27 protein-coding genes are annotated in these 24729 nt (G+C 67.8%); 16 read left to right on the top strand and 11 right to left on the bottom strand.

Annotated elements, in window-relative coordinates:
• Positions 1–6: 6 nt before the first annotated feature.
• A complete protein-coding gene (gene urtB / locus ABEA07_RS05580; protein ID WP_345536427.1) occupies positions 7–1590 on the bottom strand; it encodes an urea ABC transporter permease subunit UrtB in 1584 nt (527 codons plus the stop codon).
• A gap of 15 nt (positions 1591–1605) precedes the next feature.
• Entirely contained in the window at positions 1606–2880 is a 1275-nt protein-coding gene (urtA, locus tag ABEA07_RS05575) for an urea ABC transporter substrate-binding protein (RefSeq protein ID WP_345536426.1), read from the bottom strand.
• A 206-nt stretch (positions 2881–3086) separates the two neighbouring features.
• On the opposite strand from urtA, the gene ABEA07_RS05570 reads away from it, so the two are divergent.
• Together ABEA07_RS05570 and ABEA07_RS05565 are read left to right on the top strand one after the other, a co-directional pair.
• Positions 3087–3365, top strand: a complete 279-nt coding sequence (locus ABEA07_RS05570) for a helix-turn-helix transcriptional regulator (RefSeq protein WP_345536425.1) — start codon at positions 3087–3089, stop codon at positions 3363–3365.
• A gap of 2 nt (positions 3366–3367) precedes the next feature.
• Positions 3368–4708 (top strand): type II toxin-antitoxin system HipA family toxin, encoded by a 1341-nt coding sequence (locus tag ABEA07_RS05565; protein WP_345536423.1) that lies wholly within the window; start codon positions 3368–3370, stop codon positions 4706–4708.
• Here the strand turns inward: ABEA07_RS05565 and ABEA07_RS05560 are convergent.
• From ABEA07_RS05560 to ppk2, 3 genes are all read right to left on the bottom strand, one after another.
• Positions 4705–5574, bottom strand: a complete 870-nt coding sequence (locus ABEA07_RS05560) for a lipase family protein (protein WP_345536422.1) — start codon at positions 5572–5574, stop codon at positions 4705–4707. The genes ABEA07_RS05565 and ABEA07_RS05560 overlap by 4 nt on opposite strands.
• Before the next feature lie 4 nt (positions 5575–5578).
• The gene (locus ABEA07_RS05555; RefSeq protein WP_345536421.1) at positions 5579–6631 is read right to left on the bottom strand and encodes an extracellular catalytic domain type 1 short-chain-length polyhydroxyalkanoate depolymerase; all 1053 of its coding nucleotides are present in this window, start codon (positions 6629–6631) and stop codon (positions 5579–5581) included.
• 108 nt (positions 6632–6739) lie between these two features.
• Positions 6740–7657 carry a polyphosphate kinase 2 gene (ppk2, locus tag ABEA07_RS05550; RefSeq protein WP_345536419.1) on the bottom strand — a complete coding sequence of 306 codons (918 nt, stop codon included), beginning with the start codon at positions 7655–7657 and terminating at the stop codon, positions 6740–6742.
• Positions 7658–7905: 248 nt separating this feature from the next.
• Between ppk2 and ABEA07_RS05545 the strand changes: the two genes are divergently transcribed.
• The 6 genes from ABEA07_RS05545 to ABEA07_RS05520 all read left to right on the top strand — a co-directional run bounded on the left by ABEA07_RS05545 (position 7906) and on the right by ABEA07_RS05520 (position 13142).
• Positions 7906–8760 (top strand): 3',5'-nucleoside bisphosphate phosphatase, encoded by an 855-nt coding sequence (locus tag ABEA07_RS05545; protein WP_345536417.1) that lies wholly within the window; start codon positions 7906–7908, stop codon positions 8758–8760.
• Positions 8736–9704: a DMT family transporter gene (locus ABEA07_RS05540; protein WP_425584079.1), complete on the top strand. Its 969-nt coding sequence runs from the start codon at positions 8736–8738 to the stop codon at positions 9702–9704. The genes ABEA07_RS05545 and ABEA07_RS05540 overlap by 25 nt, the downstream gene beginning before the upstream one ends.
• 70 nt (positions 9705–9774) lie before the next feature.
• Entirely contained in the window at positions 9775–10410 is a 636-nt protein-coding gene (locus ABEA07_RS05535) for an L-threonylcarbamoyladenylate synthase (RefSeq protein WP_345536416.1), read from the top strand.
• Positions 10411–10456: 46 nt separating this feature from the next.
• Positions 10457–11128, top strand: a complete 672-nt coding sequence (locus ABEA07_RS05530; protein WP_345536414.1) for a site-2 protease family protein — start codon at positions 10457–10459, stop codon at positions 11126–11128.
• 13 nt (positions 11129–11141) lie between these two features.
• Positions 11142–12470 (top strand): tryptophan--tRNA ligase, encoded by a 1329-nt coding sequence (locus ABEA07_RS05525; protein WP_345536413.1) that lies wholly within the window; start codon positions 11142–11144, stop codon positions 12468–12470.
• A 69-nt stretch (positions 12471–12539) separates the two neighbouring features.
• The gene (locus ABEA07_RS05520) at positions 12540–13142 is read left to right on the top strand and encodes a response regulator transcription factor (RefSeq protein WP_345536412.1); all 603 of its coding nucleotides are present in this window, start codon (positions 12540–12542) and stop codon (positions 13140–13142) included.
• A 157-nt stretch (positions 13143–13299) separates the two neighbouring features.
• Here the strand turns inward: ABEA07_RS05520 and ABEA07_RS05515 are convergent, their stop codons facing one another.
• The 4 genes from ABEA07_RS05515 to coaBC form a co-directional block, all read right to left on the bottom strand.
• Positions 13300–13794, bottom strand: a complete 495-nt coding sequence (locus ABEA07_RS05515; protein WP_345536411.1) for an outer membrane lipoprotein — start codon at positions 13792–13794, stop codon at positions 13300–13302.
• A 211-nt stretch (positions 13795–14005) separates the two neighbouring features.
• Positions 14006–14452, bottom strand: coding sequence for a dUTP diphosphatase (dut, locus tag ABEA07_RS05510; RefSeq protein WP_345536409.1), 447 nt, complete (start codon positions 14450–14452; stop codon positions 14006–14008).
• On the bottom strand, positions 14449–14898 hold the full coding sequence (locus ABEA07_RS05505) for a hypothetical protein (RefSeq protein ID WP_345536408.1): 450 nt from the start codon (positions 14896–14898) through the stop codon (positions 14449–14451). The genes dut and ABEA07_RS05505 overlap by 4 nt, the downstream gene beginning before the upstream one ends.
• Positions 14898–16130: a bifunctional phosphopantothenoylcysteine decarboxylase/phosphopantothenate--cysteine ligase CoaBC gene (coaBC, locus tag ABEA07_RS05500; RefSeq protein WP_345536406.1), complete on the bottom strand. Its 1233-nt coding sequence runs from the start codon at positions 16128–16130 to the stop codon at positions 14898–14900. The genes ABEA07_RS05505 and coaBC overlap by 1 nt, the downstream gene beginning before the upstream one ends.
• A 125-nt stretch (positions 16131–16255) precedes the next feature.
• On the opposite strand from coaBC, the gene pyrG reads away from it, so the two are divergent.
• From pyrG to ABEA07_RS05465, 7 genes are read left to right on the top strand one after another with little or no spacing between them, the layout of a single operon-like run.
• Positions 16256–17926, top strand: a complete 1671-nt coding sequence (gene pyrG, locus ABEA07_RS05495; RefSeq protein WP_345536405.1) for a CTP synthase — start codon at positions 16256–16258, stop codon at positions 17924–17926.
• Positions 17923–18777, top strand: coding sequence for a 3-deoxy-8-phosphooctulonate synthase (gene kdsA, locus ABEA07_RS05490; protein WP_345536403.1), 855 nt, complete (start codon positions 17923–17925; stop codon positions 18775–18777). The genes pyrG and kdsA overlap by 4 nt, the downstream gene beginning before the upstream one ends.
• A complete protein-coding gene (locus ABEA07_RS05485; RefSeq protein ID WP_345536401.1) occupies positions 18774–19061 on the top strand; it encodes a DUF1330 domain-containing protein in 288 nt (95 codons plus the stop codon). Before kdsA ends, ABEA07_RS05485 begins: the two co-directional genes overlap by 4 nt.
• 56 nt (positions 19062–19117) lie before the next feature.
• Entirely contained in the window at positions 19118–20401 is a 1284-nt protein-coding gene (eno, locus tag ABEA07_RS05480; protein ID WP_345536399.1) for a phosphopyruvate hydratase, read from the top strand.
• Between the two features lie 18 nt (positions 20402–20419).
• Positions 20420–20695 (top strand): cell division protein FtsB, encoded by a 276-nt coding sequence (ftsB, locus tag ABEA07_RS05475; protein WP_345536398.1) that lies wholly within the window; start codon positions 20420–20422, stop codon positions 20693–20695.
• Between the two features lie 37 nt (positions 20696–20732).
• The gene (locus tag ABEA07_RS05470; RefSeq protein WP_345536397.1) at positions 20733–21179 is read left to right on the top strand and encodes a hypothetical protein; all 447 of its coding nucleotides are present in this window, start codon (positions 20733–20735) and stop codon (positions 21177–21179) included.
• A gap of 33 nt (positions 21180–21212) precedes the next feature.
• Positions 21213–22169, top strand: a complete 957-nt coding sequence (locus ABEA07_RS05465; RefSeq protein WP_345536395.1) for a hypothetical protein — start codon at positions 21213–21215, stop codon at positions 22167–22169.
• A 28-nt stretch (positions 22170–22197) separates the two neighbouring features.
• Here the strand turns inward: ABEA07_RS05465 and hslO are convergent, their stop codons facing one another.
• Entirely contained in the window at positions 22198–23193 is a 996-nt protein-coding gene (gene hslO / locus ABEA07_RS05460) for an Hsp33 family molecular chaperone HslO (protein WP_345536394.1), read from the bottom strand.
• A gap of 21 nt (positions 23194–23214) precedes the next feature.
• Positions 23215–23739 carry a gamma carbonic anhydrase family protein gene (locus ABEA07_RS05455; protein WP_345536393.1) on the bottom strand — a complete coding sequence of 175 codons (525 nt, stop codon included), beginning with the start codon at positions 23737–23739 and terminating at the stop codon, positions 23215–23217.
• 55 nt (positions 23740–23794) lie between these two features.
• Between ABEA07_RS05455 and ABEA07_RS05450 the strand changes: the two genes are divergently transcribed.
• On the top strand, positions 23795–24658 hold the full coding sequence (locus ABEA07_RS05450; protein ID WP_345536391.1) for a ferritin-like domain-containing protein: 864 nt from the start codon (positions 23795–23797) through the stop codon (positions 24656–24658).
• The last annotated feature ends 71 nt before the right edge of the window (positions 24659–24729 follow it).

The raw sequence follows: 24729 nt of genomic DNA, 5'->3' as shown, positions 1-24729 counted from the left end.
GGGTGGTCATACCTCTCGGCCCTTGACTGCGAAGATGCCTTGCGGCCGCTTCTGGATGAAGATGATGATGAAGACCAGCACCGCGATCTTCGCGAGCACGGCGCCGGCCCAGCCTTCGATGAACTTGTTGAGCACGCCCAGGCCCAGGGCCGCGTAAACGGTGCCGGCGAGCTGGCCGACGCCGCCCATCACGACCACCATGAAGGAGTCGACGATATAGCTCTGGCCGAGGTCGGGGCCGACGTTGCCGATCTGCGAGAGCGCGCAGCCGGCCAGGCCGGCGATGCCGGAGCCCAGCGCGAAGGCATAGGTGTCGATGCGCGCCGTGTTCACGCCCATGCAGGAGGCGATGGGACGATTCTGAGTGACCCCGCGCACGAACAGGCCCAGGCGCGTGCGGCCGATCAGCCAGCCCATGGCCACCAGCACCAGGGCCGCGAAGATGATGATGCAGATGCGGTTCCAGGGCAGGGTCACGTTGCTGAGCATGGTGAAGCCGCCGCTCATCCAGGCCGGGTTCTCGACGCCCACGTTCTGCGCGCCGAAGAGCGAGCGCACGAGTTGCTGCAGCATGAGGCTGATCCCCCAGGTGGCCAGCAGGGTCTCCAGCGGACGGCCGTAGAGGAAGCGGATGACACCACGCTCCAGCACCGCGCCGACCAGCGCGGAGGCGAGGAACGCGACCGGGATGGCCGCCACCAGGTACCAGCCGAATACCGCCTCGGGCAGGTAGCGCTGGAAGATGCCCTGCATGACGTAGGTGGCGTAGGCGCCGATCATCATCAGCTCGCCGTGCGCCATGTTGATCACGCCCATCAGCCCGTAGGTGATGGCCAGGCCCAGCGCGGCCAGCAGCAGCACCGAGCCGAGACTGATGCCGCTGAAGACGGCGCCGATGCGCTCGCCCCAGACCAGCGAGGCGTCGATGGAGGCGATGGATTCGTGGATGGCGGACTTCACGTCCGCGTCCTGCTCCTCGCCCAGGCGTTGGTTGAGGAGCAGCTTGGTATCCGGGTTCTTGCTGCCGCCCAGCGCCCTGGCGGCCTCGACGCGGCGCGCCTTGTCGGGGCTGGACAGCATGCTGGCAGCACGCACGAGTTCCAGTGTCGCCTTGATGCCGGCATCGCTCTCCGCTGCCAAGGCCTTTTCGACCAGCGGCAGCCGCGATTCGTCGGGCGCGCTCAGCAGGGCCTTCGCCGCTTCGGCACGCACGCCGGTATCGGGGCTCGACAGCTTGAGCGCGGCCTGCGCGGCATCGAGCGCGCTGCGCATGAGGTTGTTGTTGATGACCTCTTCGGCGTCGTCGGGCAGCTTGAGCTCGGCGCCGGTCACCGGGTCGTAGCCCTTGGCGTCCTTGACGACGAAGACCTGGTCCGCGGTGTAGCGTACGGCGTCGTCCGCCATGGCCTGGATGAAGGCCGCTGTCTTCCCGTCGGCATTCGTCACGGCCCGGTTCAGCGCGGCCACCCGCGCCTCGGTGTCACCCGAGGCGATCGCCTTCGCTTCGTCCGCCGTGAGGGCCGCGGCCTGCGCCCCCCAAAGCACCGCCGCCGCAGCGAACAATCCTCGAACAATCCTCTGCAGCAGCATGCGCGCGCCCACCTCTTACAGCTTGGACTTGCCGTCCGGCTCGTCCTTCTTCTTGTCGTTGCCTTCGATGTAGGGGCTCCACGGCTTGGCCTTGACGGGCGCCGGGGTCTTCCATACCACCTTGAACTGGCCGTCGGCCTGCACTTCGCCGATGAACACGCTCTTGTGCAGGTGGTGGTTCTTCTCGTCCATCTTCGAGACGATGCCGGAAGGCGCGGTGAAGGTCTGGCCGGCCATGGCGGCGATCACCTTGTCGGTGTCGGTGCTCTTGGCCTTCTCGACCGCCTGCTTCCACATGTGCACGCCGATGTAGGTGGCTTCCATCGGGTCGTTGGTCAGCGGCTTGTCCTTGTGGCCGGCGATGTTCTTGGCCTTGGCGTAGTCGCTCCACTGCTTGATGAAGGCCGTGTTGGTCGGGTTCTTGATGGACATGAAGTAGTTCCATGCCGCCAGGTGACCCACCAGCGGCTTGGTGTCGACGCCGCGCAGCTCTTCCTCGCCCACCGAGAAGGCAACCACCGGCACGTCCTTGGCCTTCAGGCCGGCGTTGCCCAGTTCCTTGTAGAAGGGCACATTGGAGTCGCCGTTGATGGTCGAGACCACCGCGGTCTTGCCGCCCTGGGAGAACTTCTTCACGTCGGCGACGATGGTCTGGTAGTCGCTGTGGCCGAAGGGGGTGTACTTCTCGTCGATGTCGCTGTCCTTCACGCCCTTGCTCTTGAGGTAGGCGCGCAGGATCTTGTTGGTGGTGCGGGGGTAGACGTAGTCGGTGCCCAGCAGCACCCAGCGCTTGGCCCCGCCGCCTTCCTTGCTCATCAGGTAGTCGACCGCCGGAATGGCCTGCTGGTTGGGCGCGGCGCCGGTGTAGAAGACGTTCTTGCTCAGTTCCTCACCCTCGTACTGCACGGGGTAGAAGAGAAGACCGTTCATTTCCTCGACGACCGGCAGCACCGACTTGCGCGACACCGAGGTCCAGCAGCCGAAGATCACCGACACCTTGTCCTGGCCCAGCAGCTGCTTGGTCTTCTCGGCGAAGAGCGGCCAGTTGGAAGCGGGGTCGACGATCACCGGCTCGAGCTTCTTGCCCATCACGCCACCTTTGGCGTTGATCTCGTCGATGGCCATCAGCACCGTGTCCTTGAGCACGGTCTCGGAGATGGCCATGGTGCCCGACAGCGAGTGCAGCACGCCGACCTTGATGGTGTCGGCCGCGAAGGCCGAAACGGCAGGCAGGCTGGCGAGCGCGACGGCGGCCGTGAGCGCCTTGAGGGTGAAACGGCGTTTTTGCATGGGACTTTTCTCCTCGTGTGAAATGAGGGAGAGGAGTCTGCGGGCGATGGCTGTCGCCTGAAATACGCCGGGTGGCGTACAAGGCATGCGAGGCTGGATGTCGTTACCCGCGAGATGGGTAATTTGTGTTTTACCCACAAAAGTGGTAGATTGATTTTTACCCGTTTTAAAAGTAAGCTCCAGATACCAGTTCGGTGGGTAACACGATGCGTCAGGTTCTTTCGGTCTCTTCACAGCTGAGCCCCTGGCTCAAGGCCGCGCGCAAGGAGGCGGGCCTGTCGCAGCAGGAACTGGCTGCCAGGCTCGGCATCAGCCAGAGCCGGGTGTCGCACATGGAGCTTCACCCCGGCACGCTGAGCGTCGAGCAATTGCTGGACATCTTCTCCGTGCTCGGCCTCGAGATCATGATCGGCCCCAAGCCCTCCACCGAAGCCTCCGACGCGCTGGGGCTGGTGGCCAGGGAATCATCCCCGCCGGAGTGGTAGCCATGGGCCGCAGGTCGCACACGCGCGCATTGTCCATCTGGGCCAACGGCGAGCGCGTCGGCAGCTGGCGCATGGCAGGCCGGGGCGAGGACGAACTGATCTACGACCCGCATTGGCTGCTCTCCACGACGGGACGGCCCCTGTCGCTCTCGCTCCCGTTCGTCGCCCATGCCGCGCACAAGGGGGATGCCGTCAGGAACTACTTCGACAACCTGCTGCCAGACAGCCTTCCCATCCGGGAACGCATCGCCCGGCGCTTCCGCACCGCGTCGGCGGACACCTTCGATCTGCTTCAGGCCATCGGGCGCGACTGCGTGGGCGCCATCCAGCTGCTCGGGGAGAACGACGCCCCCGCCGGGATCGAGCGCATCGACGCCACGCCGTTGACCGAGCAGGACGTCGAGCAGTTGCTCCTTCACACCACCGATCCGGGCCCCGCCGGCGTGCAGCACCCCGGCGAAGACGAACTGCGCATCTCCCTGGCCGGCGCGCAGGAGAAGACCGCCCTCCTCTGGCACGGCGGCCAGTGGCTGCGCCCACACGGCGCCACGCCCACCACGCACATCCTCAAGCTGCCGCTCGGGCTGGTCGGCCACCGCAGGGCGGACTTCAGCACCTCGGTGGAGAACGAATGGCTGTGCCTGAACATTCTCCGGGCCTACGGCCTGCCGGTCCCGAACTGCGCGATCCTGCGTTTCGGCGGCCAGAAGGTACTGGCCGTCGAGCGCTTCGATCGCCAATGGCATTCCTCCGGCCGCTGGCTCTTGCGCCTGCCGCAGGAGGACTTCTGCCAGGCCCTGGGCCAGCCCTCGCACCTCAAGTACGAAGCCGACGGCGGCCCCGGCATGCTCGCGCTGGCGGGCGTGCTGCGCCAGTCGGTCGACGCGGCGCGGGACCTGGGCGTCCTGCTCAGCGCGCAGATCCTGTTCTGGATGCTGGGCGCGCCCGACGGCCATGCAAAGAACTTCAGCATCCGGCTGCTGCCCGAAGGCCGCCTGCGCCTCACGCCGCTCTACGACGTGATGTCGATCTGGCCGGTGGAAGGCAACGGACCCAACCAGTTTTCCCGCCACGAGGCGAAGCTGGCCATGGCGGTGCTGGGCAAGAACAAGCACTACCAGTTCAAGACCATCCAGCGCCGGCATTTCAACGAGACCGCGCGCAAGTGCCTGTACGGCCCGGGCGCCGAGGACCTGATCGAGTCGATTCTCACGCGCACAACGGCGGTGATCGACGAGGTCTCGGCGATGCTGCCCAAAGGCTTTCCCGATCGGGTGGCGCAGACCATTCTTGGCGGGCTGGCCGATTCGGCACGGCGGCTCGCCGCGATGCCGCCTCACTAGGGCAGCGCTCCCGAAACCTCGAAATAGGCCCGTGCGTAGTTGATCGGTGCATGGTCCGCCAGGTCGCGCAGCAGCACCGCGCCCGGCTTCCATGCATGGTCGATCACGTAGCGGGCGCGGCCTTGCGCGCGGTCGCTTTCGATGAAGCCGACGTCCGGGTTGTGCATGGCCTGGCCATCGCAGCTGATGTAGGTGGTGGGCCCGGCGTGGGCATAGAGCGAGAAGGCCGGCGGCAGTTGGGTGACGATGTCGCAGCCGTCGACCAGGCGCAGCATGTCGATGCCGGCCAGCGCGCCCACGAAGGCCGTGTTGCCGACGCGCGGCGCGCCGAGCGTGACCAGTTGCGTGGGCGGCAGCACGGTGGCCGTGAGCGTGGCGAGAGCCCCGCCCAGGCTGTGACCGGTGAGGATCAGCGCGCGGCGGCCGGCGCCCTCCCCGTCCCTCAGCCATTCGAGCACCGCCGGCATCAGCATGCGCGCCGAGCGAGCGAAACCGGCATGCACGCGCCCCCCGCTCTCGGGCCAATCGACCTGATGGGCCTGCATGTTGGTGGCGATGTCGCGGATCTCGTCGGGCTGCGTGCCGCGGAAGGCGATCAGCGCCGTGCCGTCCGCATGCAGCGCGGCCAGGGCAAAGCTGTGCGTACCCTCGTGCCGGATGAGGGTCGGCGCGCCGAAGCCCGCCCGTGCCAGGGCATCGGCAAGGCGCCGGTGTTCGTCTTCCGAGGCCTCCGCCCGGAAGTACGCCAGGCGCGCGGCCTCGATGGCCCACTGAACCGGGGTGAAGGACCGGCCTGCCTCGAAGAGTGTCTCGTGGCGCTCGGGCGCGTAGAGCGCGGTGCGGCTGGGGTCGTAGTCGATCGTCATGGCATCAGGTTGCGGCAGCCGACTTGAACTGCCTGGACACGAAGCTCCAGATCAAGCGCGAGGCATTGGGGCCGGCGGCGTCGCTGAAGGGCTGACGCGGTGCGCCGCCGCTCCAGGCATGGCCCAGGCCGGCGATCTCGCACAGCATCACGAAGGTGCGGCCACCGCGCTTGAACTCGGTCACGCGCATGGGATGGCGCTTGCCGCGCTGCACGGTGCGCTCGATGCCCGGCTTGGCGCTGGTGGCGGCGGCCCAGACCGAAGCCGTGCTCATGGCATTGCTGGCCGAGACCACCAGGTCCGCGTCGCCGTGCAGCACCAGCAGGGGCGGCAAGGTGGTGAAGACGGCGGCGGCGCCCATGGCCTTGCCGACCGCGGTCGTGGGCATCGGCGGTACGTGGCGCCCGCGCATGGCACCGAGCGCAGTGGCCGGCGAACGGGCCGCGCCCGGCGCCACGCCCGAATGCATGGCGACGGCCTTGAAGCGCACCGGATAGCGCGTCGTCATCAGCGCAGCCATGCCGGCACCGGCGGACAGGCCGACCACAGCGACCCGCTCCCGGTCCGCCGGATACAGCATGCACACCTGGTCGATCGCCGCCATCAGCGTGGCGGCCTCGGCATCGGCCTTGCCGGAACGCCGGTCGTACCAGTTCCAGCAGCCCTGCGGATGGACCAGGCGGTCCTGCTCCGGATAGAGCACGAAAAAGCGTTCGCGCGCCGCGATCAGGTTCATGCGGGTGCTGGCGGCGAAGTTGCGCCCGGTCTGGCCGCAGCCGTGCAACATGACGACCAGGGGCAGGCGCTCGCCGCGCGGGACATCGGGCGGCCGGTACAGGTGGTAGCGCCGCGCCCCGCCGGGGCCGAGCGCCAGGCCCGGCAGCCAGTCACCCGGGCCGCGGGGCGGCTTGAATTGCTCGGCTGCGGCGCGTTGCACCTGGGTGGCGATGCGCTTGCCGCTGCGCAGCGTGGCCTTGGTGAGCGCGTTCATGCCGCGCTGGTAGGCGCGGGCGAATGCCGAGGCGGCAGCAGACGTGGAAGTACGGCGACGAGCCATGGAGCGGGGAACCGGAACGGGCCCTGCACCTTAGCAGCTTCCGGGCCGGCGGCGAGGGTACGCAGGGTCGGGCGACGCAGGCTTGGCCGCCCCGCGGCATTCGTAGCGTCAGTAGACCTCGGGCACGTACATCGAGGCCGGCACCGGCTGGCGCAGGTAGTCCGCATGGCGCACCCGGGCCGGCAGCTCGACCGGCGGATGCGGCACCTCCTGATAGGGGAACTGCCCCAGCAGGTGGCTGATGCAGTTCAGCCGCGCCTTCTTCTTGTCCACCGCCTGCACCACCCACCAGGGCGCTTCCTCGATGTGGGTACGCTCCAGCATCGTTTCCTTGGCCTTGGTGTATTCCTCCCAGCGGCGGCGCGACTCCAGGTCCATGGGGCTGAGCTTCCACTGCTTGAGCGGGTCGTGGATGCGGCCGAGGAAGCGCATGTGCTGCTCCTCGTCGGTGATAGAGAACCAGTACTTGATCAGCTTGATGCCCGAACGCACCAGCATGCGCTCGAAGTCGGGCACGGTGCGGAAGAATTCCTCGTATTCGTCGTCGGTGCAAAAGCCCATGACCCGCTCGACGCCGGCGCGGTTGTACCAGCTGCGGTCGAACAGCACCATCTCGCCGGCGGCCGGCAGGTGCGCCACATAACGCTGGAAGTACCACTGCGTGCGCTCGCGGTCGTTCGGCGCCGGCAGCGCCGCGACACGGGCCACGCGTGGATTGAGCCGCTGGGTGATGCGCTTGATCACCCCGCCCTTGCCCGCCGCGTCGCGGCCCTCGAACAGGATCACCACCTTCTGGCGCGTGTGCTGCACCCAGTCCTGCAGCTTGACCAATTCGCCCTGCAGGCGGAACAGCTCCTTGAAGTAGGCGCGGCGCGCAGCCTTGTCGAGGGTACGGCCCGAGTCGAGTTCGTCGACATGGCGGTCCTCGATCTCGAGTTCGAGCTCCTCGTCGTAGCTGTCGATGAGGTCTCGGGCGATGCGCTGCATCAACTCGTCGTGGTCGCTCAGGATGGGGGGCAGCGTCATGGCCAGGAGAGGAATGGCGGGAACGCCATGCTGCCCCGATCGGATGAAGGCGCCGTGACGGACGGCAAGCCCTGGGCGCGTCGTCACAAGACCGACACACCGCCTCCAGGAGCACGGCCACCACGGCAATTTCAGGAGGACCGCCGGAAGCACCCGCCGGCGCGTGCTTTCTGCTATTCATTCCATAGCACAGCGCACAGTCCCCATGCGCCCGGCAAGCCGATCCAAGAAAGAATAAGATCCGGGACGTGTCTTCCATCCTGAACGCCGACCTGCACTGCCACTCCGTGGTGTCCGACGGCACGCTGACGCCCGAGGAACTGGCCGCCCGCGCGGCCGCCAACGGCGTCGAGCTCTGGTCGCTCACCGACCATGACGAAATCGGCGGCCAGCACCGCGCCGCCGCCGCGGCCCGCGCCCAGGGCATGCAGTACCTCACCGGCACCGAGATCTCGGTCACCTTCGCGGGCGAGACGGTGCACATCGTCGGCCTCGGCTTCGATCCGCACAATGCGGCCATCAGCGAGGGGCTTTACGATACCCGCGGCGGCCGCGGCCGCCGGGCCCAGGAGATGTCCGAGGGTCTGGCCAAGGCCGGCATCCACGGCGCCTACGAGGGCGCGCTGAAGTACGTGGGCAACCCCGAACTCATCTCGCGCACCCATTTCGCTCGCTTCCTGGTCGAGCAGGGTCTTTGCCGCGACACCTCCGAAGTCTTCCGCAAATTCCTCACCGAGGGCAAGCCGGGCTACGTGCCGCACCGATGGGCCGCGCTGAAAGACGCCGTCCGCTGGATCACCGATGCGGGGGGCCTCGCCGTGATCGCACACCCGGGCCGCTACAAGTTCACCGCCAACGAGGAGTACGCCCTTTTCCTCGAGTTCAAGGAACACGGCGGTCGGGCGATCGAGGTGGTGACCGGCAGCCATACGCCGGCCGAGTACGTCGAATACGCCGACAAGGCCGTGGAATTCGGCTTTGCCGCCTCGCGCGGCAGCGACTTCCACAGCCCCGGCGAAAGCCATTGCGACCTGGGCAAGTTGCCCCCGCTCCCCGGCCAGCTCGAGCCGGTGTGGGAATTGCTCCAAGACCGCATCCTGTGACGGGGCCCAGCACGTCCGCCGGCAGCCTGGCCACCCGCAAACGCGCGCGCGACATCGAATCGGAGCGGGTCCTGGCCGGCATCGGCCTGGTGGTGCTGGCCACCGCCTGCTTCGCCACGCTGGACACCGCGAGCAAGCTCTCCACCACCAGCGTGCCGATCCTGATGGCCGTGTGGTTCCGCTATGCCTTCCAGGCCGTGGCCACCACCGCAGTGCTGTTGCCGCGGCACGGGATGACGCTGCTGCGCACCCGGCACCCCCGGTACCACATCCTGCGTGGCGCCCTGCTGCTCATTTCCAGTGCGCTCGCATTCTTCAGCCTGCGCTACATGCCGCTGGCCGAGTTCACCTCGATCTTGCTGATCGCGCCGCTGGTCATCACGCTGCTGGCCGCCCTCACGCTCAAGGAGCAGGTGTCGCCGCTGCGCTGGGTGCTGGTGGCGGGCGGCTTCGCCGGGACGCTGGTCATCCTGCGGCCTGGGGGCGAGGCGCTCAGCTGGGCCGTGCTGTTGCCGGTCGGCCTGGTGCTCACCAACGCCTGGTTCCAGGTGCTCACCAGCAAGCTGACCCGCACCGAGAACCCGCTGACCATGCACTTCTACACCGGCTGGGTCGGCACCCTGCTGGCCTCGCTGGCCCTGCCCTTCGTCTGGACGGCCCTGCCGGGCTGGCAATGGTGGGCGCTGCTGTGCCTGATGGGCTTCATGGGCACGGTGGGGCATTTCATCCTGATCCTGGCCTACCAGCGCGCGCCGGCCTCCACGCTCACGCCCTACTTCTACGCCCAGATCGCCTTCGCGATGCTGGGCGGCTGGCTGATGTTCGCGCACGTGCCGGACCGGCTCTCCCTGGTCGGCATCGCGATGATCGCGGTCTGCGGCGCGGCCGGGGCCTGGCTCACCGTGCGCGAGCGCCGCGTGCCGATCGAGCCGGCAGAGTCCTGAACATCGCAACGCCGGCCGGGCAGAATGCACGGCTTGTGCTTCGCCTGCACCGCATTCTGCTTGGAACCCCATGGCCCAGTTCTTCGACATTCATCCCGACAACCCGCAGCAGCGCCTCCTGAAACAGGCCGCGGCGCTGCTGGCGCGTGGCGAGGTCGTGGCGGTGCCGACCGATTCCAGCTACGCCCTGGCCTGCCACCTGGACGACAAGGACGCCATCGACCAGCTGCGCCGCATCCGCCAGGTCGACGAGAAGCACCATCTCACACTGCTGTGCCGCGACCTGAGTGAAGTGGCCAGCTACGCCCGGGTGGACAACAAGCAGTACCGCCTGCTGAAAGCCGCGACGCCGGGCCCCTACACCTTCCTGCTGGAAGCCACCAAGGAGGTGCCCCGGCGCGTCAGCCACCCGCAGCGCAAGACCATCGGCCTGCGCGTGCCCGACCACAAGGTGTTGGGCGAGCTGCTGATGCTGCACGGCGAGCCGCTCCTGGCCACCACCCTCATCCCGCCCGGCGAGACCGAGGCGCTCAACGACGCCCAGGCCATCCGCGAGCGCTACGAGAAGCAGATCGGCGCCGTCATAGCCTGCGGCGCCTGCCCATCGGAACCGACCACCGTGGTCGACCTGACGCCCATGGGCACCGGCGGCGACCCAGTGCTGGTGCGTCAGGGGCGCGGCACGCTCACGCCCTTGGGCCTGTGAACCTTCGTCGCACCGGGCGCCTGTAGCGGTCTGAGACAATCGTTCGGTGGATATCCAGAACCTGATCCTCAAAGTATTGATCTACGCGCTGCCCGTGGTCTTCGCCATCACGGTGCACGAGGCGGCCCACGGCTACGTGGCACGCTACCTGGGCGACCAGACAGCCTGGATGATGGGCCGCGTGACGCTCAACCCGGCCAAGCACATCGACCCGGTCGGCACCATCCTGATGCCGCTGCTGCTGTACTTCGCCACGTCCGGCGCCTTCCTGTTCGGCTATGCCAAGCCGGTGCCGGTCAACTTCGCCCGCCTGCGCCACCCGAAGCGCGACATGATCTGGGTCGCGCTGGCGGGGCCGGCGTCCAACTTCATCCAGGCGATCCTGTGGGCGCTGCTCTTCGTGATCCTGCGCGCTTCCGGCGTCGAGGAAACCTTCTTCCTTGAAATGGCACGCGGCGGCGTGCTGGTCAACCTCGTGATGTGGGCCTTCAACCTGTTCCCGCTGCCCCCGCTCGACGGCGGCCGGGTGCTGGCCGGCCTGCTGCCACGCGGCGGCGCGCAGGAAATCCTGGCGCGCATCGAACCCTACGGCTTCTTCATCGTGATGGGCCTGGTCATCGCCGGCATCGTCAGTACCTGGTGGCTGAGCCCGCTCATGGCCTTCGGCTACCAGGCCATCAACCTGTTGATCTCGCCCGTGATTTCGCTGCTGCGCTGAGTCCTTTTCCCCCATGGCAAGCTCCTCCCCCACCCCCGTACGCTTTCTCACCGGCATCACCACCAGCGGCACGCCGCACCTGGGCAACTACGTCGGCTCGGTGCGCCACTCGGTGCGCTTCAGCCGCCAGGCCCACGTCCAGAGCTTCTACTTCCTGGCCGACTACCACGCCCTCATCAAGGTCGACGAGCCCGCGCGCATCCAGCGTTCCACGCTGGAAATCGCCGCCACTTGGCTGGCCTGCGGGCTGGACCCGGAGCGCGTGACCTTCTACCGCCAGTCGGACATCCCCGAGATCCCCGAGCTGACCTGGTTCCTCACCTGCGTGACGGCCAAGGGCCTGCTCAACCGGGCCCATGCCTACAAGGCCCAGATGGACAAGAGCATCGCCCGCGGCGAGGACCCGGACGCCGACGTGAGCGCGGGCCTTTTCATGTACCCGGTGCTGATGGGCGCCGACATCCTGATGTTCAATGCCCACAAGGTGCCGGTGGGCCGCGACCAGGTGCAGCACATCGAGATGGCGCGCGACATGGCGCAGCGCTTCAACCACCTCTACGGCGAGCACTTCACACTGCCCGAGGCGGAGATCGACGAAGCGGTGGCCACCCTGCCCGGCCTGGACGGCCGCAAGATGAGCAAGAGCTACGACAACACGATCCCGCTCTTTGCCTCGCGTGCGCAGCTTCAGAAGCTGATCGCCGGCATCGTGACCGACTCGCGGGCCCCCGGCGAGCCGAAGGAAACCGAGGGCTCGGCCCTGTTCCAGATCTACCAGGCCTTCGCCGATGCGGACGAGACCGAGGCGCTGCGCCGCGCCTATGCCGACGGCATCGCCTGGGGCGATGCCAAGCAACTGCTCTTCGAGCGCATCGATCGCGAGATCGGACCGCTGCGCCAAGCCTACGACGCCCTCGTCAACGACCCGGCCCGTATCGAGAAGATCCTTCTGGCCGGCGCCGAGAAGGCCCGCGCCATCTCGCGCCCCTTGATGGTCGAGCTGCGCCACGCCGTCGGGCTGCGCAACCTCGGGGCCGGCCGGGAGAAGGCCGCCGCGCCCAAGGCCGCCAAGGCAGCACGCCCGGCTTTCAAGCAATACCGCGAAAAAGACGGGCTCTACTACTTCAAGCTGCTCGACGAGAGCGGTTCACAACTGTTACAAAGCCTGGGTTTCGCTTCACCGCAGGAGGCTGGCAGGGCGATCGCCAAGCTGCGGGCCGAGCGCGGCGCGGCATTGACCCTGTTCGCTGCACAGCTCGAACCCGTCGACAATGCAACATTTCGTGCGGCGACGGACGCGCTGGAGGCGCTGGCGGCCGCCGAGGCGGGCGATAAGAGTTAAGGGATATTTCGCGCTACGACCAGTGACCGGCCAAGCCGGCGCCCATGGCGCTTACAGTGAGAAAAGACTATGAGTATCTATGTCATCGACGATCATCCCTTGATGCGTGACGCCATCGTGATGGTGCTGCGGCGCCTGCGGCCGGCCGAGACCATCGTGGAGCTGGACAGGCTGGACAAGCTGGCCAACGCGGTCAAGCAGCACGGCGAGCCGGGCCTGTTCTGCCTGGATCTGAAACTCCCGGACGTGACGGGGGTGTCCGGCGTGATCGCCGTCAAGAAGATCTACCCCGACGTGCCGGTGGCGGTGTACTCCGCCTCGCCGGCGGCCGACATGGAAGAGGCCTGCATCGAGGCAGGCGCCGACACCTACATCGAGAAGTCGGCCAGCTCGGCCGAACTCACTGCCGCGTTGCGCGGGCTGCTGCTGGCCGACTCCGAGGCCGAGGAGCCGGTCACCGCCACCAACAACAAGCTGTCCAAGCGCCAGACCCAGCTGATCGCCATGCTCGACCAGGGTATGAGCAACCGCGACATCGCCACTGAGCTGGACATCAGCGAGCACACGGTGAAGGTGCATCTGTGGCGACTGTTCCGCCGGCTCGGTGTGAAGAGCCGTACCCAGGCGCTGCACCACGCGCGCACCAACGGGCTGCTCTCCGGCAACTCCTGAATCAGCGCCCAGGACCGAAAAAAACCGGGCTTCGGCCCGGTTCGCTCTGCTCGGCGCCAGTCGGCTTCAGCCGGGCGACGCAAACCCCACGTTCCTGGGAACGCGGGGTTTTGTTTTTCAGCCGGTGCCTGGCGCGTTGGCGACCTTGGCACTTCGCTCAGAAGCGGGAGATCTGCCCGCCATCGATGCGCACGCGATCGCCAATGCGGAGATCACCCGGACTCGGCACGTCGAAGGAACGGTAGGCGCCGCTATCGGTCTGGATCGAGACGCGGTAGCTCTCGTACACGCGCGGCGCGTTCGCATTCGCCTCCACGGTGTTGCCCAGCAGGGCACCGCCGATCACGCCGAGGGCGGTAGCAGCGGCTCGCCCGCTGCCATGACCGAACTGGTTGCCAACCACGCCCCCGATGACGCCACCGGCCACGGCACCGCCGCCCGTGGTGCCGGCACCTGGGGTCTGGCTGCGGATGACTTCGATGTTGGCAACGTGGCCGTATTCCACGTAGGGGGACTGGCTCACCGGATAGGTCGGCGGCTGATAGGGATAGCGCGCAGTCTGGTAGACCGGCTGAGGCGCCACGCAAGCGGTCAGCGTCGCGAGAGCGAGAACGGATGCGCCAATGGCAAGAGGGCGCGTTGGGATCTTCATGGTGTATGTACTCCTCGTAACAGGCTCCGCGCGGAGGGGCGCGCGCTGTCCATGCGCCCCACCTAACGCACAGTGCGCAGGGCCAGATGACCAGGGAACACATGTTGAAACCTTCGACGCCGCGGCCCAGCGCCGGTTCCGTTCTTTACCTGTGAGCAACACACGGCGGGCCTCGCAGGAACCGGCCTACAGGCCGGCTTCGGCGAAGGAATCAGTGCTTGCCGGTCGACCCGTAGCCGCCTTCGCCGCGCTCGCTCGGCGGGAACTCGGCCACCACCTGGAACTGCGCCTGTACCACCGGCACGATGACCAGTTGCGCCAGGCGCTCCATCGGCTGCAGCACGAAGGGGGTGTCGCTGCGGTTCCAGGCGCTGATCTTCAGCTCGCCCTGGTAGTCGCTGTCGATCAGGCCCACCAGGTTGCCCAGCACGATGCCATGCTTGTGACCCAGGCCCGAGCGCGGCAGGATCAGCGCGGCGAAGCCGGGGTCGGCCAGGTGGATGGCGATGCCCGTCCCCACCAGTTGCCAGGCGTTGGGCGCGAGCGTGACGGGCTCATCGAGGCAGGCACGCAGGTCCAGGCCGGCGCTGCCGGGGGTGGCGTAGGCAGGCAGTTGGTCCTGCATGCGGGGATCGAGGATTCGGACGTCGACTTTCACTTGGAATGGTTCTTTCGCTGTTGCTGCAACTGCTGCTGCTTCTTCGCGGCCTCGTCAAGCCACTGCTTCCAATTGTCCATGCCCGGCGGCAGGAGCAGCCGGCGCAGCTTGTGGGCCAGCCAGAGCCCGCCGACGAACACCAGGACCAGAAGGCCTGGGGGCGCGCCGGCCGCCACCAGCACGACCAGCACCAGCAGCCACGCCACGGCCAAACCCTGGATGAGCTTGCGCCCCAGGCCCCTGGCGGCGGCGATCGGCTCCCCCCGCACCGGCATCCCCGGCACGGGGCCCGGCTCGGGCTGGGGCGGCGCAGGGGCCATGCCGACGTCGAGCCGGTGCTCGCTCTCCTGCACCGGCCTGCGGGACTGCGCGGCCTGCGCGGTCAACTGCTCGACGTAGCGCGCGAAGTCGCCGTCCGGCGGCGTGTTCCATTGCGGATGCTGCATCAGTCACTCCCGGCGACCGCACCCGGCAGCCGCTGCGCGATCTCGGCCACCAGGTCGCGCGCCAGCGCGAGCTTGGGCGCACGCGGCAACTCGCGTTCGCCCTGGGCATCCACCAGCAGCAAGCTGTTGTCGTCCTGCCCGAAGGTGAGCGGACCGATGTTGCCGACCAGCAGCGGAATGCCCTTGCGCTCGCGCTTGGCGCGCGCATGCGCGACCAGGTTCTCGCTCTCGGCCGCGAAACCGACGCAGAAGAGCCGGCCCGCGCGGGCGCGCTCGCTCTGCGCCACGGTGAGGAGGATGTCGGGGTTCTCCACGAAGTGCAGCATCGGCGCCTGGCCGCTGCCGTCCTTCTTGATCTTGTGCTCGCTCCGCGAGGCAGGCCGCCAGTCGGCCACGGCGGCGGTGGCGATGAAGATCGACGCGTTCTGCGTGGCCTGCAGGCAGGCCTGCAGCATCTGCTGGGCCGAGAGCACGTCGACGCGGACCACGCCGCGGGGCGTCGGCAGATGCACCGGGCCCGCCACCAGCGTGACCTCGGCCCCGGCTTCGCGGGCGGCACGCGCGATCGCGAAGCCCATCTTGCCCGAGGAATGGTTGGTGATGCCGCGGATCGGGTCCATCGCCTCGAAGGTCGGGCCGGCCGTGACCACCACCCGCCGCCCGGCCAGCACCTTGGGCTGGAACTGGGCCACGATCTCCTGGTAAAGCTGTTCGGGCTCGAGCATGCGGCCGTCGCCGGTCTCGCCGCAGGCCTGCCAGCCGCTTCCGACCCCCAGGACACGGGCGCCGTCGGCGTCCACCTGCCGCAGGTTGCGCTGGGTCGCGGGGTGGCCCCACATCTCGCGGTTCATGGCCGGCGCGATCAGGAGCGGTACCCGGTCGATCGGCCGGGCCAGGCACAGCAGGCTCAGCAGTTCGTCGGAGCGCCCCTGGACCAGCCGCGCGATGAAGTCGGCACTGGCCGGCGCCAGCACGATCGCGTCGGCCTCGCGGCTCAGGTTGATGTGGGGCATGTTGTTGGGCTCGCGCGTGTCCCATTGCGACAGGTAGACCGCCCGGCCCGACAGCGCCTGCATGGTGACGGGCGTCATGAACTGCGTGGCCGCCTCGGTCATCACGACCTGCACCGTCGCGTCGCCTTTCACGAGGAGGCGGCACAGCTCGGCCGACTTGTAGCAGGCGATGCCCCCGGTGAGACCCAGGACGATGTGTTTGCCGGCGAGATCTTGCATAAGGCGGCAATGTATCAGCCCCTTTCCGGCACTGCGCACGGGGTGTCCCTTCGCCATGGAGGCCAAGGAGCGGCACCTATAATCGCAATTTCCCACTGACCGGAGCCCCAGGTCCGGCACATGGCATGACCAAATTCGTCTTCGTCACCGGTGGTGTGGTGTCCTCCCTCGGCAAGGGAATCGCATCCGCCTCCCTGGCCGCGCTCCTCGAATCGCGCGGCCTCAAAGTCACCCTGATCAAGCTGGATCCCTACATCAACGTCGACCCCGGCACGATGTCGCCGTTTCAGCACGGCGAGGTCTTCGTCACCGACGACGGCGCCGAGACCGACCTCGACCTCGGCCACTACGAGCGCTTCATCACGACGCGCATGCGCCGGGCCAACAACTTCACCACCGGCCAGATCTACAAGTCCGTGCTCGAGAAGGAGCGCCGCGGCGACTACCTGGGCAAGACGGTGCAGGTGATCCCGCACATCACCAACGAGATCCAGGAGTTCGTCAAGCGCGGCGCCGGCATCGGCACGCCGCACGAGGTGGACGTGGCCATCGTCGAGATCGGCGGCACGGTGGGCGACATCGAGTCCCTGCCCTTCCTGGAGGCCGCGCGCCAGATGAGCCTGCGCATGGGTCCCAACAACTCGGCCTTCGTGCACCTGAGCTACGTGCCCTGGATCGCAGCGGCCGGCGAGCTCAAGACCAAGCCCACCCAGCACACGGCTCAGAAGCTGCGCGAGATCGGCATCCAGGCCGACGCGCTGCTGTGCCGGGCCGACCGGCCCATCCCCGACGATGAGCGCGCCAAGATCTCGCTCTTCTCGAACGTGCCCGAGTGGGGCGTGATCTCCATGTGGGACGTGGACACCATCTACAAGGTGCCGCGCATGCTCCACGAGCAGGGCCTGGACGGCCTGATCTGCGACAAGCTGCGCGTCAACACCCCGCCGGCCAATCTGCGCCGCTGGGACGACCTGGTCTACGAGGTCGAGCACCCGCAGAAGGAAGTCAGCATCGCGATGGTCGGCAAGTACGTCGACCTGTCCGACAGCTACAAGTCACTCAACGAGGCGCTGCGCCACGCCGGCATGAAGAACCATGCGCGCGTGAAGATCGAGTACGTCGACTCCGAAACCATCTCCCCGCAGGACGTGGCCCGGCTGGGCAAGTACGACGCCATCCTTGTGCCCGGCGGCTTTGGCCAGCGCGGCGTGGAGGGCAAGATCGCAGCAGCGCGCTTCGCCCGCGAAAACAAGCTGCCCTATCTTGGCATCTGCCTGGGGATGCAGGTCGCGACCATCGAGTACGCGCGCAACGTGGCAGGCCTGAAGAACGCCAACAGCACCGAGTTCGACCCCGACACCAGTTGCCCCGTGATCGCGCTGATCACCGAGTGGAAGGACCGCGACGGCACCATCAAGCAGCGCGATGCGAAGTCCGACCTCGGCGGCACGATGCGTCTGGGCGCGCAGAGCTCCGACGTGGCACCGGGCACGCTGGCCCACAGCATCTACGGCGACGTGGTGACCGAACGCCATCGCCACCGCTACGAGGCGAACGTCAACTACCTCGACCAGCTGCGCGGTGCCGGCCTGGTGATCTCTGCACTCACGCAGCGCGAGCACCTGACCGAGATCGTCGAGCTGCCGCAGGACGTGCATCCCTGGTTCATGGGTGTGCAGTTCCACCCCGAGTTCAAGTCCACGCCCTGGAGCGGCCATCCGCTGTTCAACGCCTTCATCAAGGCGGCGCTCGAACACAAGGGCGCCGACAAGCAGGCATTGAAAGTCGTCGCATGAAACTGGCCGGATTCGACGTCGGGCTGGACAAGCCCTTCTTCCTGATCGCCGGCCCCTGCGTGGTCGAGTCCGAGCAGCTGCAGATGGACACCGCGGGCACGCTCAAGGAGATCACCTCCTCGCTCGGCATCCCCTTCGTCTTCAAGAGCAGCTTCGACAAGGCCAACCGTTCTTCGGGCACGAGCTTTCGCGGCCCGGGGCGCGACAAGGGCCTGGAGATTCTCGCGAAGGTCAAACGCGAACTCGCTCTGCCGGTGCTGACCGACGTGCACACCGAAGACGACATCACGGCCGCCGCCCAGGTGGTCGACGTGCTGCAGACCCCTGCCTTCCTGTGCCGGCAGACCGACTTCATCCGCGCCGCCGCGCAGTCGGGCAAGCCGGTCAACATCAAGAAGGGCCAGTTCCTCGCGCCGCACGACATGAAGAACGTGATCGACAAGGCGCGCGCCGCCGCGAAGGAAAAGGGCCTGCCCGAAGACAACTTCATGGCCTGCGAGCGCGGCGCCAGCTTCGGCTACAACAACCTGGTCTCGGACATGCGCTCCCTCGCGATCATGCGCGAGACCGGCGCGCCGGTGGTGTTCGACGCCACGCACTCGGTGCAACTGCCCGGCGGCCAGGGCACCAGCTCGGGCGGCCAACGCGAGATGGTGCCGGTGCTGTCGCGCGCTGCAGTTGCAGTGGGCGTGGCGGGGCTGTTCATGGAGACGCACCCGGACCCGGTCAAGGCGCTGAGCGATGGGCCGAACGCGGTGCCGCTCAGGCACATGAAGGCGCTGCTGGAGACTCTGCTCGCGCTCGACGCCGTGACCAAGAAGAACGCCTTCCTGGAGGATTCCTTCCAATGAGCGCCTACCTCATCGCCCAAGTAGCAGTCACCAACCCGGTCCAGTACGAGGACTACAAGCGCTGGTCGAGCGAGGCCATGAAGGCGCACGGCGCCGAGGTGTGCGTGCGCGGCGGCAAGGTCGAGGTGCTGGAGGGCGACTGGAATCCCCAGCGCGTCGTGGTGCTGAAGTTCCCGAGCGTCGAGGCCGCGAATAAGTTCTATGCCTCGCCGGAATATGGCAAGGCGCGCGAGGCGCGTGCCGGAGCTGCGATCATGCGCATGATCGTCGTCGAGGGCGTGTAGGCGCTGCCTCGACGAGGGCCAAGCCAACAAGTTTTGACACCTGGAGCAATTCAAGAATGAGTGCAATCGTTGACATCGTCGGGCGCGAGATTCTCGACAGCCGCGGCAACCCCACCGTCGAGTGCGACGTGCTGCTCGAGTCGGGCACCATGGGCCGCGCCGCCGTCCCCTCGGGCGCCTCCACCGGTTCGCGCGAGGCCATCGAGCTGCGCGACGGCGACAAGAGCCGCTACCTGGGCAAGGGCGTGCTGAAGGCCGTGGAGAACATCAACACCGAGATCTCCGAAGCCGTGCTGGGCCTGGACGCCAGCGAACAGGCCTTCCTGGACCACACGCTCATCGACCTCGACGGCAGCGACAACAAGGCCCGGCTGGGCGCCAACGCCACCCTGGCCGTGTCGATGGCCGTGGCCCGCGCCGCGGCCGAGGAATCGGGCCTGCCGCTGTACCGCTACTTCGGCGGCATGGGCGGCATGCAGTTGCCGGTGCCGATGATGAACGTCATCAACGGCGGCGCGCATGCCAACAACAGCCTGGACCTGCAGGAATTCATGATCATCCCCGTCGGCGCGCCCAGCCTGCGCGAGGCGGTGCGCTACGGCGCCGAGGTGTTCCATGCCCTCAAGAAGATCCTGCATGACCGCGGCATCAGCACCGCCGTCGGCGACGAGGGCGGCTTCGCGCCCAGTGTGGAGAACCACGAGGCCGCGATCCAGCTCATCCTCGAAGCCATCGACAAGGCCGGCTACACCGCCGGCACGCAGATCGCGCTGGGCCTGGACTGCGCCGCCAGCGAGTTCTACAAGGACGGCCAGTACGTGCTGTCCGGCGAAAACCTCACGCTCTCGGCCGGCAACTGGGCCGACATGCTGGCGACCTGGGTCGACAAGTACCCCATCATCAGCATCGAGGACGGCATGCACGAGGGCGACTGGGACGGCTGGAAGCTGCTGACCGAACGCCTCGGCAAGCGCGTACAACTGGTAGGCGACGACCTCTTCGTCACCAACACCCGGATCCTGCAGGAAGGCATCGAGAAGGGCATCGCGAACTCCATCCTGATCAAGATCAACCAGATCGGCACGCTGACCGAGACCTTCGCCGCGATCGAGATGGCCAAGCGCGCGGGCTACACCGCCGTGATCAGCCACCGCTCGGGCGAGACCGAGGACTCCACCATCGCCGACATCGCGGTGGGCACCAACGCCGGCCAGATCAAGACTGGCTCGCTCTCCCGCTCGGACCGCATCGCCAAGTACAACCAGCTGCTGCGCATCGAGGAAGACCTCGGCGACGTCGCCAGCTATCCCGGACGCGCCGCCTTCTACAACCTGCGCTGACGCGCCGGACAGCGCACCATGCGCTCTCGCATCGTTCCGATCATCCTGGTCCTGCTGCTCCTGATCCTTCAGTGGCAGCTGTGGACCGGCCGCGGCAGCGTGCGCGACGTTTCACAGCTCCAGGACAAGCTCGCCGAGCAGAAGGAGGCCAACGCCAAGGCGGCGCTGGCCAACGACCGGCTCCACTCCGAGGTCAACGACCTCAAGGAAGGGCTGGAGATGGTCGAGGAGCGGGCTCGCCAGGAGCTGGGCATGGTCAAGCCCAACGAAGTGTTCGTGCAGATCACGCGCTGAGGGCAGGCCCTTGACCCCTGCCCCGCCGTCCGGCCGGGTGATCGTGCTGCTCGGCGCAGACCACGGCAGCAAGGCCGCTCTGGCCCTGGCCCGAGCGCTGTCGCAGCGGCTCGCGCAGCGCGGCATCGCGGCCAAGCTCAGAGTCGATCCCTGCTCGGAACGGGTGCCCGATGCATCGGCGCTCGAGGTCTATCGCCAAGACAAGGCTTTGATCCTGCTGCTCACATCCGCATCGCCGACACCGGTCGACGATGCGCTGCGCTCCGCGCTGATCGACGCGAAGCTGGGCTTTGCGGCCGTGCACGGCGAAGGCGAGGAGCGCCTGGCCAATGCCTGGCGCGCGATCGGCGCCGAGGCACAGCCGGCGGGCGGCCGCCGCGCGTTCCTCCCAGGCGCCGCTGCGGCATCCTGGTCCTGCGACAAGTGCTCCGACCCGGAATGCGAGCACCGCCTCTTCACCGATCTGCTGGCGCAGCGCCGCTGAGCGCCGCCGGCGATCCATTCCAACAGGAACCGAATGCAACGCACTTTCATCGCCCTGGCCGTGCTCGGCCTCACCGGCTTGAACGCCCTGGCCGCGCCGGTCCAGGCCACCATCGAGAACGAGACCCACGCGACCCGCTGCGCCGAGGAAGACAACGTCTCGCTGAACCTGTCGGGCGCAGCCATCCGCCGCTTCCGCGTGGAGGCCTTGCCGCCGGCCTACCTGGCCTCCATCGACCAGGACCGCACGGCGCCCGACTTCACGAACTGCAACTTCGACGGCGGCGCGCACCCCACCGATCCGCGCCACACCTTCAAGGAACGGCGCGCGGTGCTGCACGACGGCCCGCGCTGGCAGATCGTGGGCATCACCCTGCCCTCCTTCTGGCGACCGCAGCGCGTGCCGTTGCGCGTCGATGGCCGCCGCGACCGGGGCTTCCACATGATCCAGCTCTTCGACAAGACCGGCGCCAAGCCGCTGGAAGCGCTGGTGATGTACCCCTCCGACGGCTACTGGCGCATCAAGCCACTGCCCGCGCCGCGCTTCGGCGACGGCGTGTACGGCTCGTCCTTCGTGATGGGCCCGGTCGAGCAGGCCGGCCGGCCGGTGGCGACCATCACCTCGATCGCGATCGACACGCGGCCCTCGCTGCGCTTCATGCTCAAGTTCGCCAACGGCGGCACGGCGCGTGTCGACGTGCGCGAGGTCAGCGAGGCGCGCACCGCGCTCGACGTCAGTCTCGAGCCCGGCCGCAAGCAAGGACCGCGCTTCGCCGTGCTGCGCTCGATGTACGTCGAGGCCGACAACGCCGACATGAGCGAGGTGTGGTGGAAGACCGCACCGGACGCCGCGCCGCAGACGCGTGCCCTGCCCGAGGTGTCGAAGCTGGAGGCGGCCGAGGTGCGCTTCGGCCGCCGCATTCCTTCGCGGCACAACACCAGCGCCCCGGACATTCGCTTCGGAGACTTCCAGTCCCGCTCGCCGCGCTGACAGCCCGCGCGCCGGCCTTCGCAGGCAGTCAGTGCATCGCCTGGCTGGACGGGAGCTGGTCGCCCGGCGCGGTGAAGAGCTGGGCCGTGTCGACCGCATCGAAGCGGTATTGCCTACCGCAGAAATCGCAGGCCACCTCGATGTCGCCGCGCTCCACCAGGATCGACTCGGCCTCGCCCTGGCCCAGGCCGCGGATCATCTGCGCCACGCGCTCGCGCCCGCAGGTGCAGGCGAAGTGGGGCCCCAGCATGCCGCTCTGCGGCTCGAAGCGAAGAAGCTTCTCTTCCCAGAACAGGCGGCGCAGGATGGTCTCGACGTCCAGCGTGAGCAGCTCATCGCGCGTCAGGGAGGACGCGAGGATGGCGAGGCGGTTGTAGTCCTCGTTGTGGCCCATCTGGTCCACCAGGATCGGATCGGCCCCGGCACCCTTGCCCTCCAGATTGGCCTCGCCCTTGACGGGCAGGCGCTGGATCAGCAGGCCGGCCGCGACCTTGTCGTCCGCGGCGAGCACCAGCGTGGTGTCGAGTTGTTCGCTCTGCAGCATGTAGTGCTGCAACACCTCGCTCACGCGCCCGAGCTTTCGGCCTTCTTCGTCGGCCAGAGGCACAACGCCTTGGTAGGGCTGCTGTCCGGGCAGCTTGTCCCTGGGGTCGAGGGTGATCGCGCAACGGCCCTTGCCGCTGGCATTGACCATCTCGGGCAGGTAGGCATCGGCGGGAAGATCGCCCAGCACCTTGGCGGTGGCACGCAGGCTCAGGTCGGGCTTGACCTCGGCCACCGCGACCTTGACCGGCCCGTCGCCGAAGATCTGCAGAATCAGCGCGCCGTTGAACTTGATGTTGGCCTGCATCAGCGTGGCGGCTGCCGTCATCTCGCCCAGTAGTTCGACCACCGGCGCGGGATAGGCGCCCGTGGTCGTGTTCGAGGCGCGCCGCGCCAGGATTTCCTGCCAGGCATCGGTCAGGCGCACGATCATGCCGCGCACCGGCAGGCCGTCGAACAGGAACTTGTGCAACTCGCTCAAGGCAGACTTTCCGAACGGCCTTCAGCCGATCTTCTTGAGGCCCTTCGCGAAGCGACGGCCGTTGTTGACGTAGTGCTCGGCGTTGTGCCGGAGCTTTTCGGCGGCGGCCGCATCGAGGGTGCGCACCACCTTGGCCGGCGCGCCGATGATCAGCGAGTTGTCGGGAAACTCCTTGCCTTCGGTCACGACGCTGCCGGCGCCGACGATGCAGTTGCGGCCGATCCGGGCCTTATTCAAGACCACCGCGCCGATGCCGATCAGCGAGTTGTCGCCCACGGTGCAGCCGTGCAGCACGACGTGGTGGCCCACCGTCACGTTCTCGCCGATGGTCAGGGGCACGCCGGCGTCCGCGTGGAGCATGGACAGGTCCTGGATGTTGGTGTTGCGACCGATGGTCAGCGTGTCGCTGTCGCCGCGCGCCACCACGCCGAACCAGATGCTGGCGTTCTCGCCGAGGATCACGCTGCCGATGACCTGCGCGTTGTCGGCGACGTACGCGCCGGGGCCGAGTTGCGGCGACACGCCGTCGAGTTCGTAAAGGGCCATCGCCTTGCTCCTGCTGCTGTGTGGGGGTGCTGGGGGGAAACCTAGAATTGTAGGGATGCAGCACCCCCGCCTCGACGCCCTGGACGCGCTGCGCCTCGGCGACCCCGATGCCAAGGTGGCAGCCACCCACGCTGCGGCTGCGCGCATGCGCGTGCACCCCGCGCCGGCCGAGCCGGTGCGCAGGGCCGGCGACGAGGCCGGTGTCCCCGGCCGCCCGGAACGACCGCTGCGCGTGGCCGCCATCTCGGTGGAGAAGCGCTCGCCCTTCACTCCCGAGGGCCGTGCCGCCCTGATTCACTCGATCTGCCACATCGAGTTCAACGCGATCAACCTCGCGCTCGATGCCGCCTGGCGCTTCGACGACATGCCCGAAGCCTTCTACCGCGACTGGCTGCGCGTGGCCGACGAGGAGGCCCAGCACTTCTCCCTGCTGCACGCGCATCTGCAGGCCATGGGTTGGCGCTATGGCGACTTCACCGGCCACGACGGCCTGTGGACCATGTGCGAACGCACCAAGGACGACGTTCTGGCCCGCATGGCGCTGGTACCGCGCACGCTGGAGGCGCGCGGGCTCGATGCCACACCGCTCATTCAAGCCAAGCTGCGGCGCGTGGCCACGCCGGATGCCATCCGGGCCTGCGAGATCCTGGACATCATCCTGCGCGACGAGATCGGCCACGTGGCGATCGGCAACCATTGGTACCGCTGGCTGTGCGAACGTGGCGGGCAGGACCCGGTCGCCCTGTACCCTCAGCTGGTGAGGCGTTACGAGGCTCCGCGCCTGAGGCCACCCTTCAACCAGGACGCCCGCGCGCGGGCAGGCTTCAGCGAGGAAGAACTGCGCCTCCTCGACGCGCATGCGGTCCGCGCGCAGCCGCGGGCTGATGCTGCGGGAAAAGCACGCGGAGCACGCCCGTGAGCCACAGCGCATGGGTCCTGCGCAGTTCACGCACCGCCTGGCGCAGATCGTCGTTGATCACCTCCCAGCCC

It is taken from the genome of Variovorax defluvii (assembly GCF_039541515.1).
In the GTDB taxonomy this organism is placed as follows: Bacteria; Pseudomonadota; Gammaproteobacteria; order Burkholderiales; family Burkholderiaceae_C; genus Variovorax; species Variovorax defluvii.
Note: the sequence above shows the minus strand (reverse complement) of the source record. Positions and strands in the feature narration are given on the sequence as shown.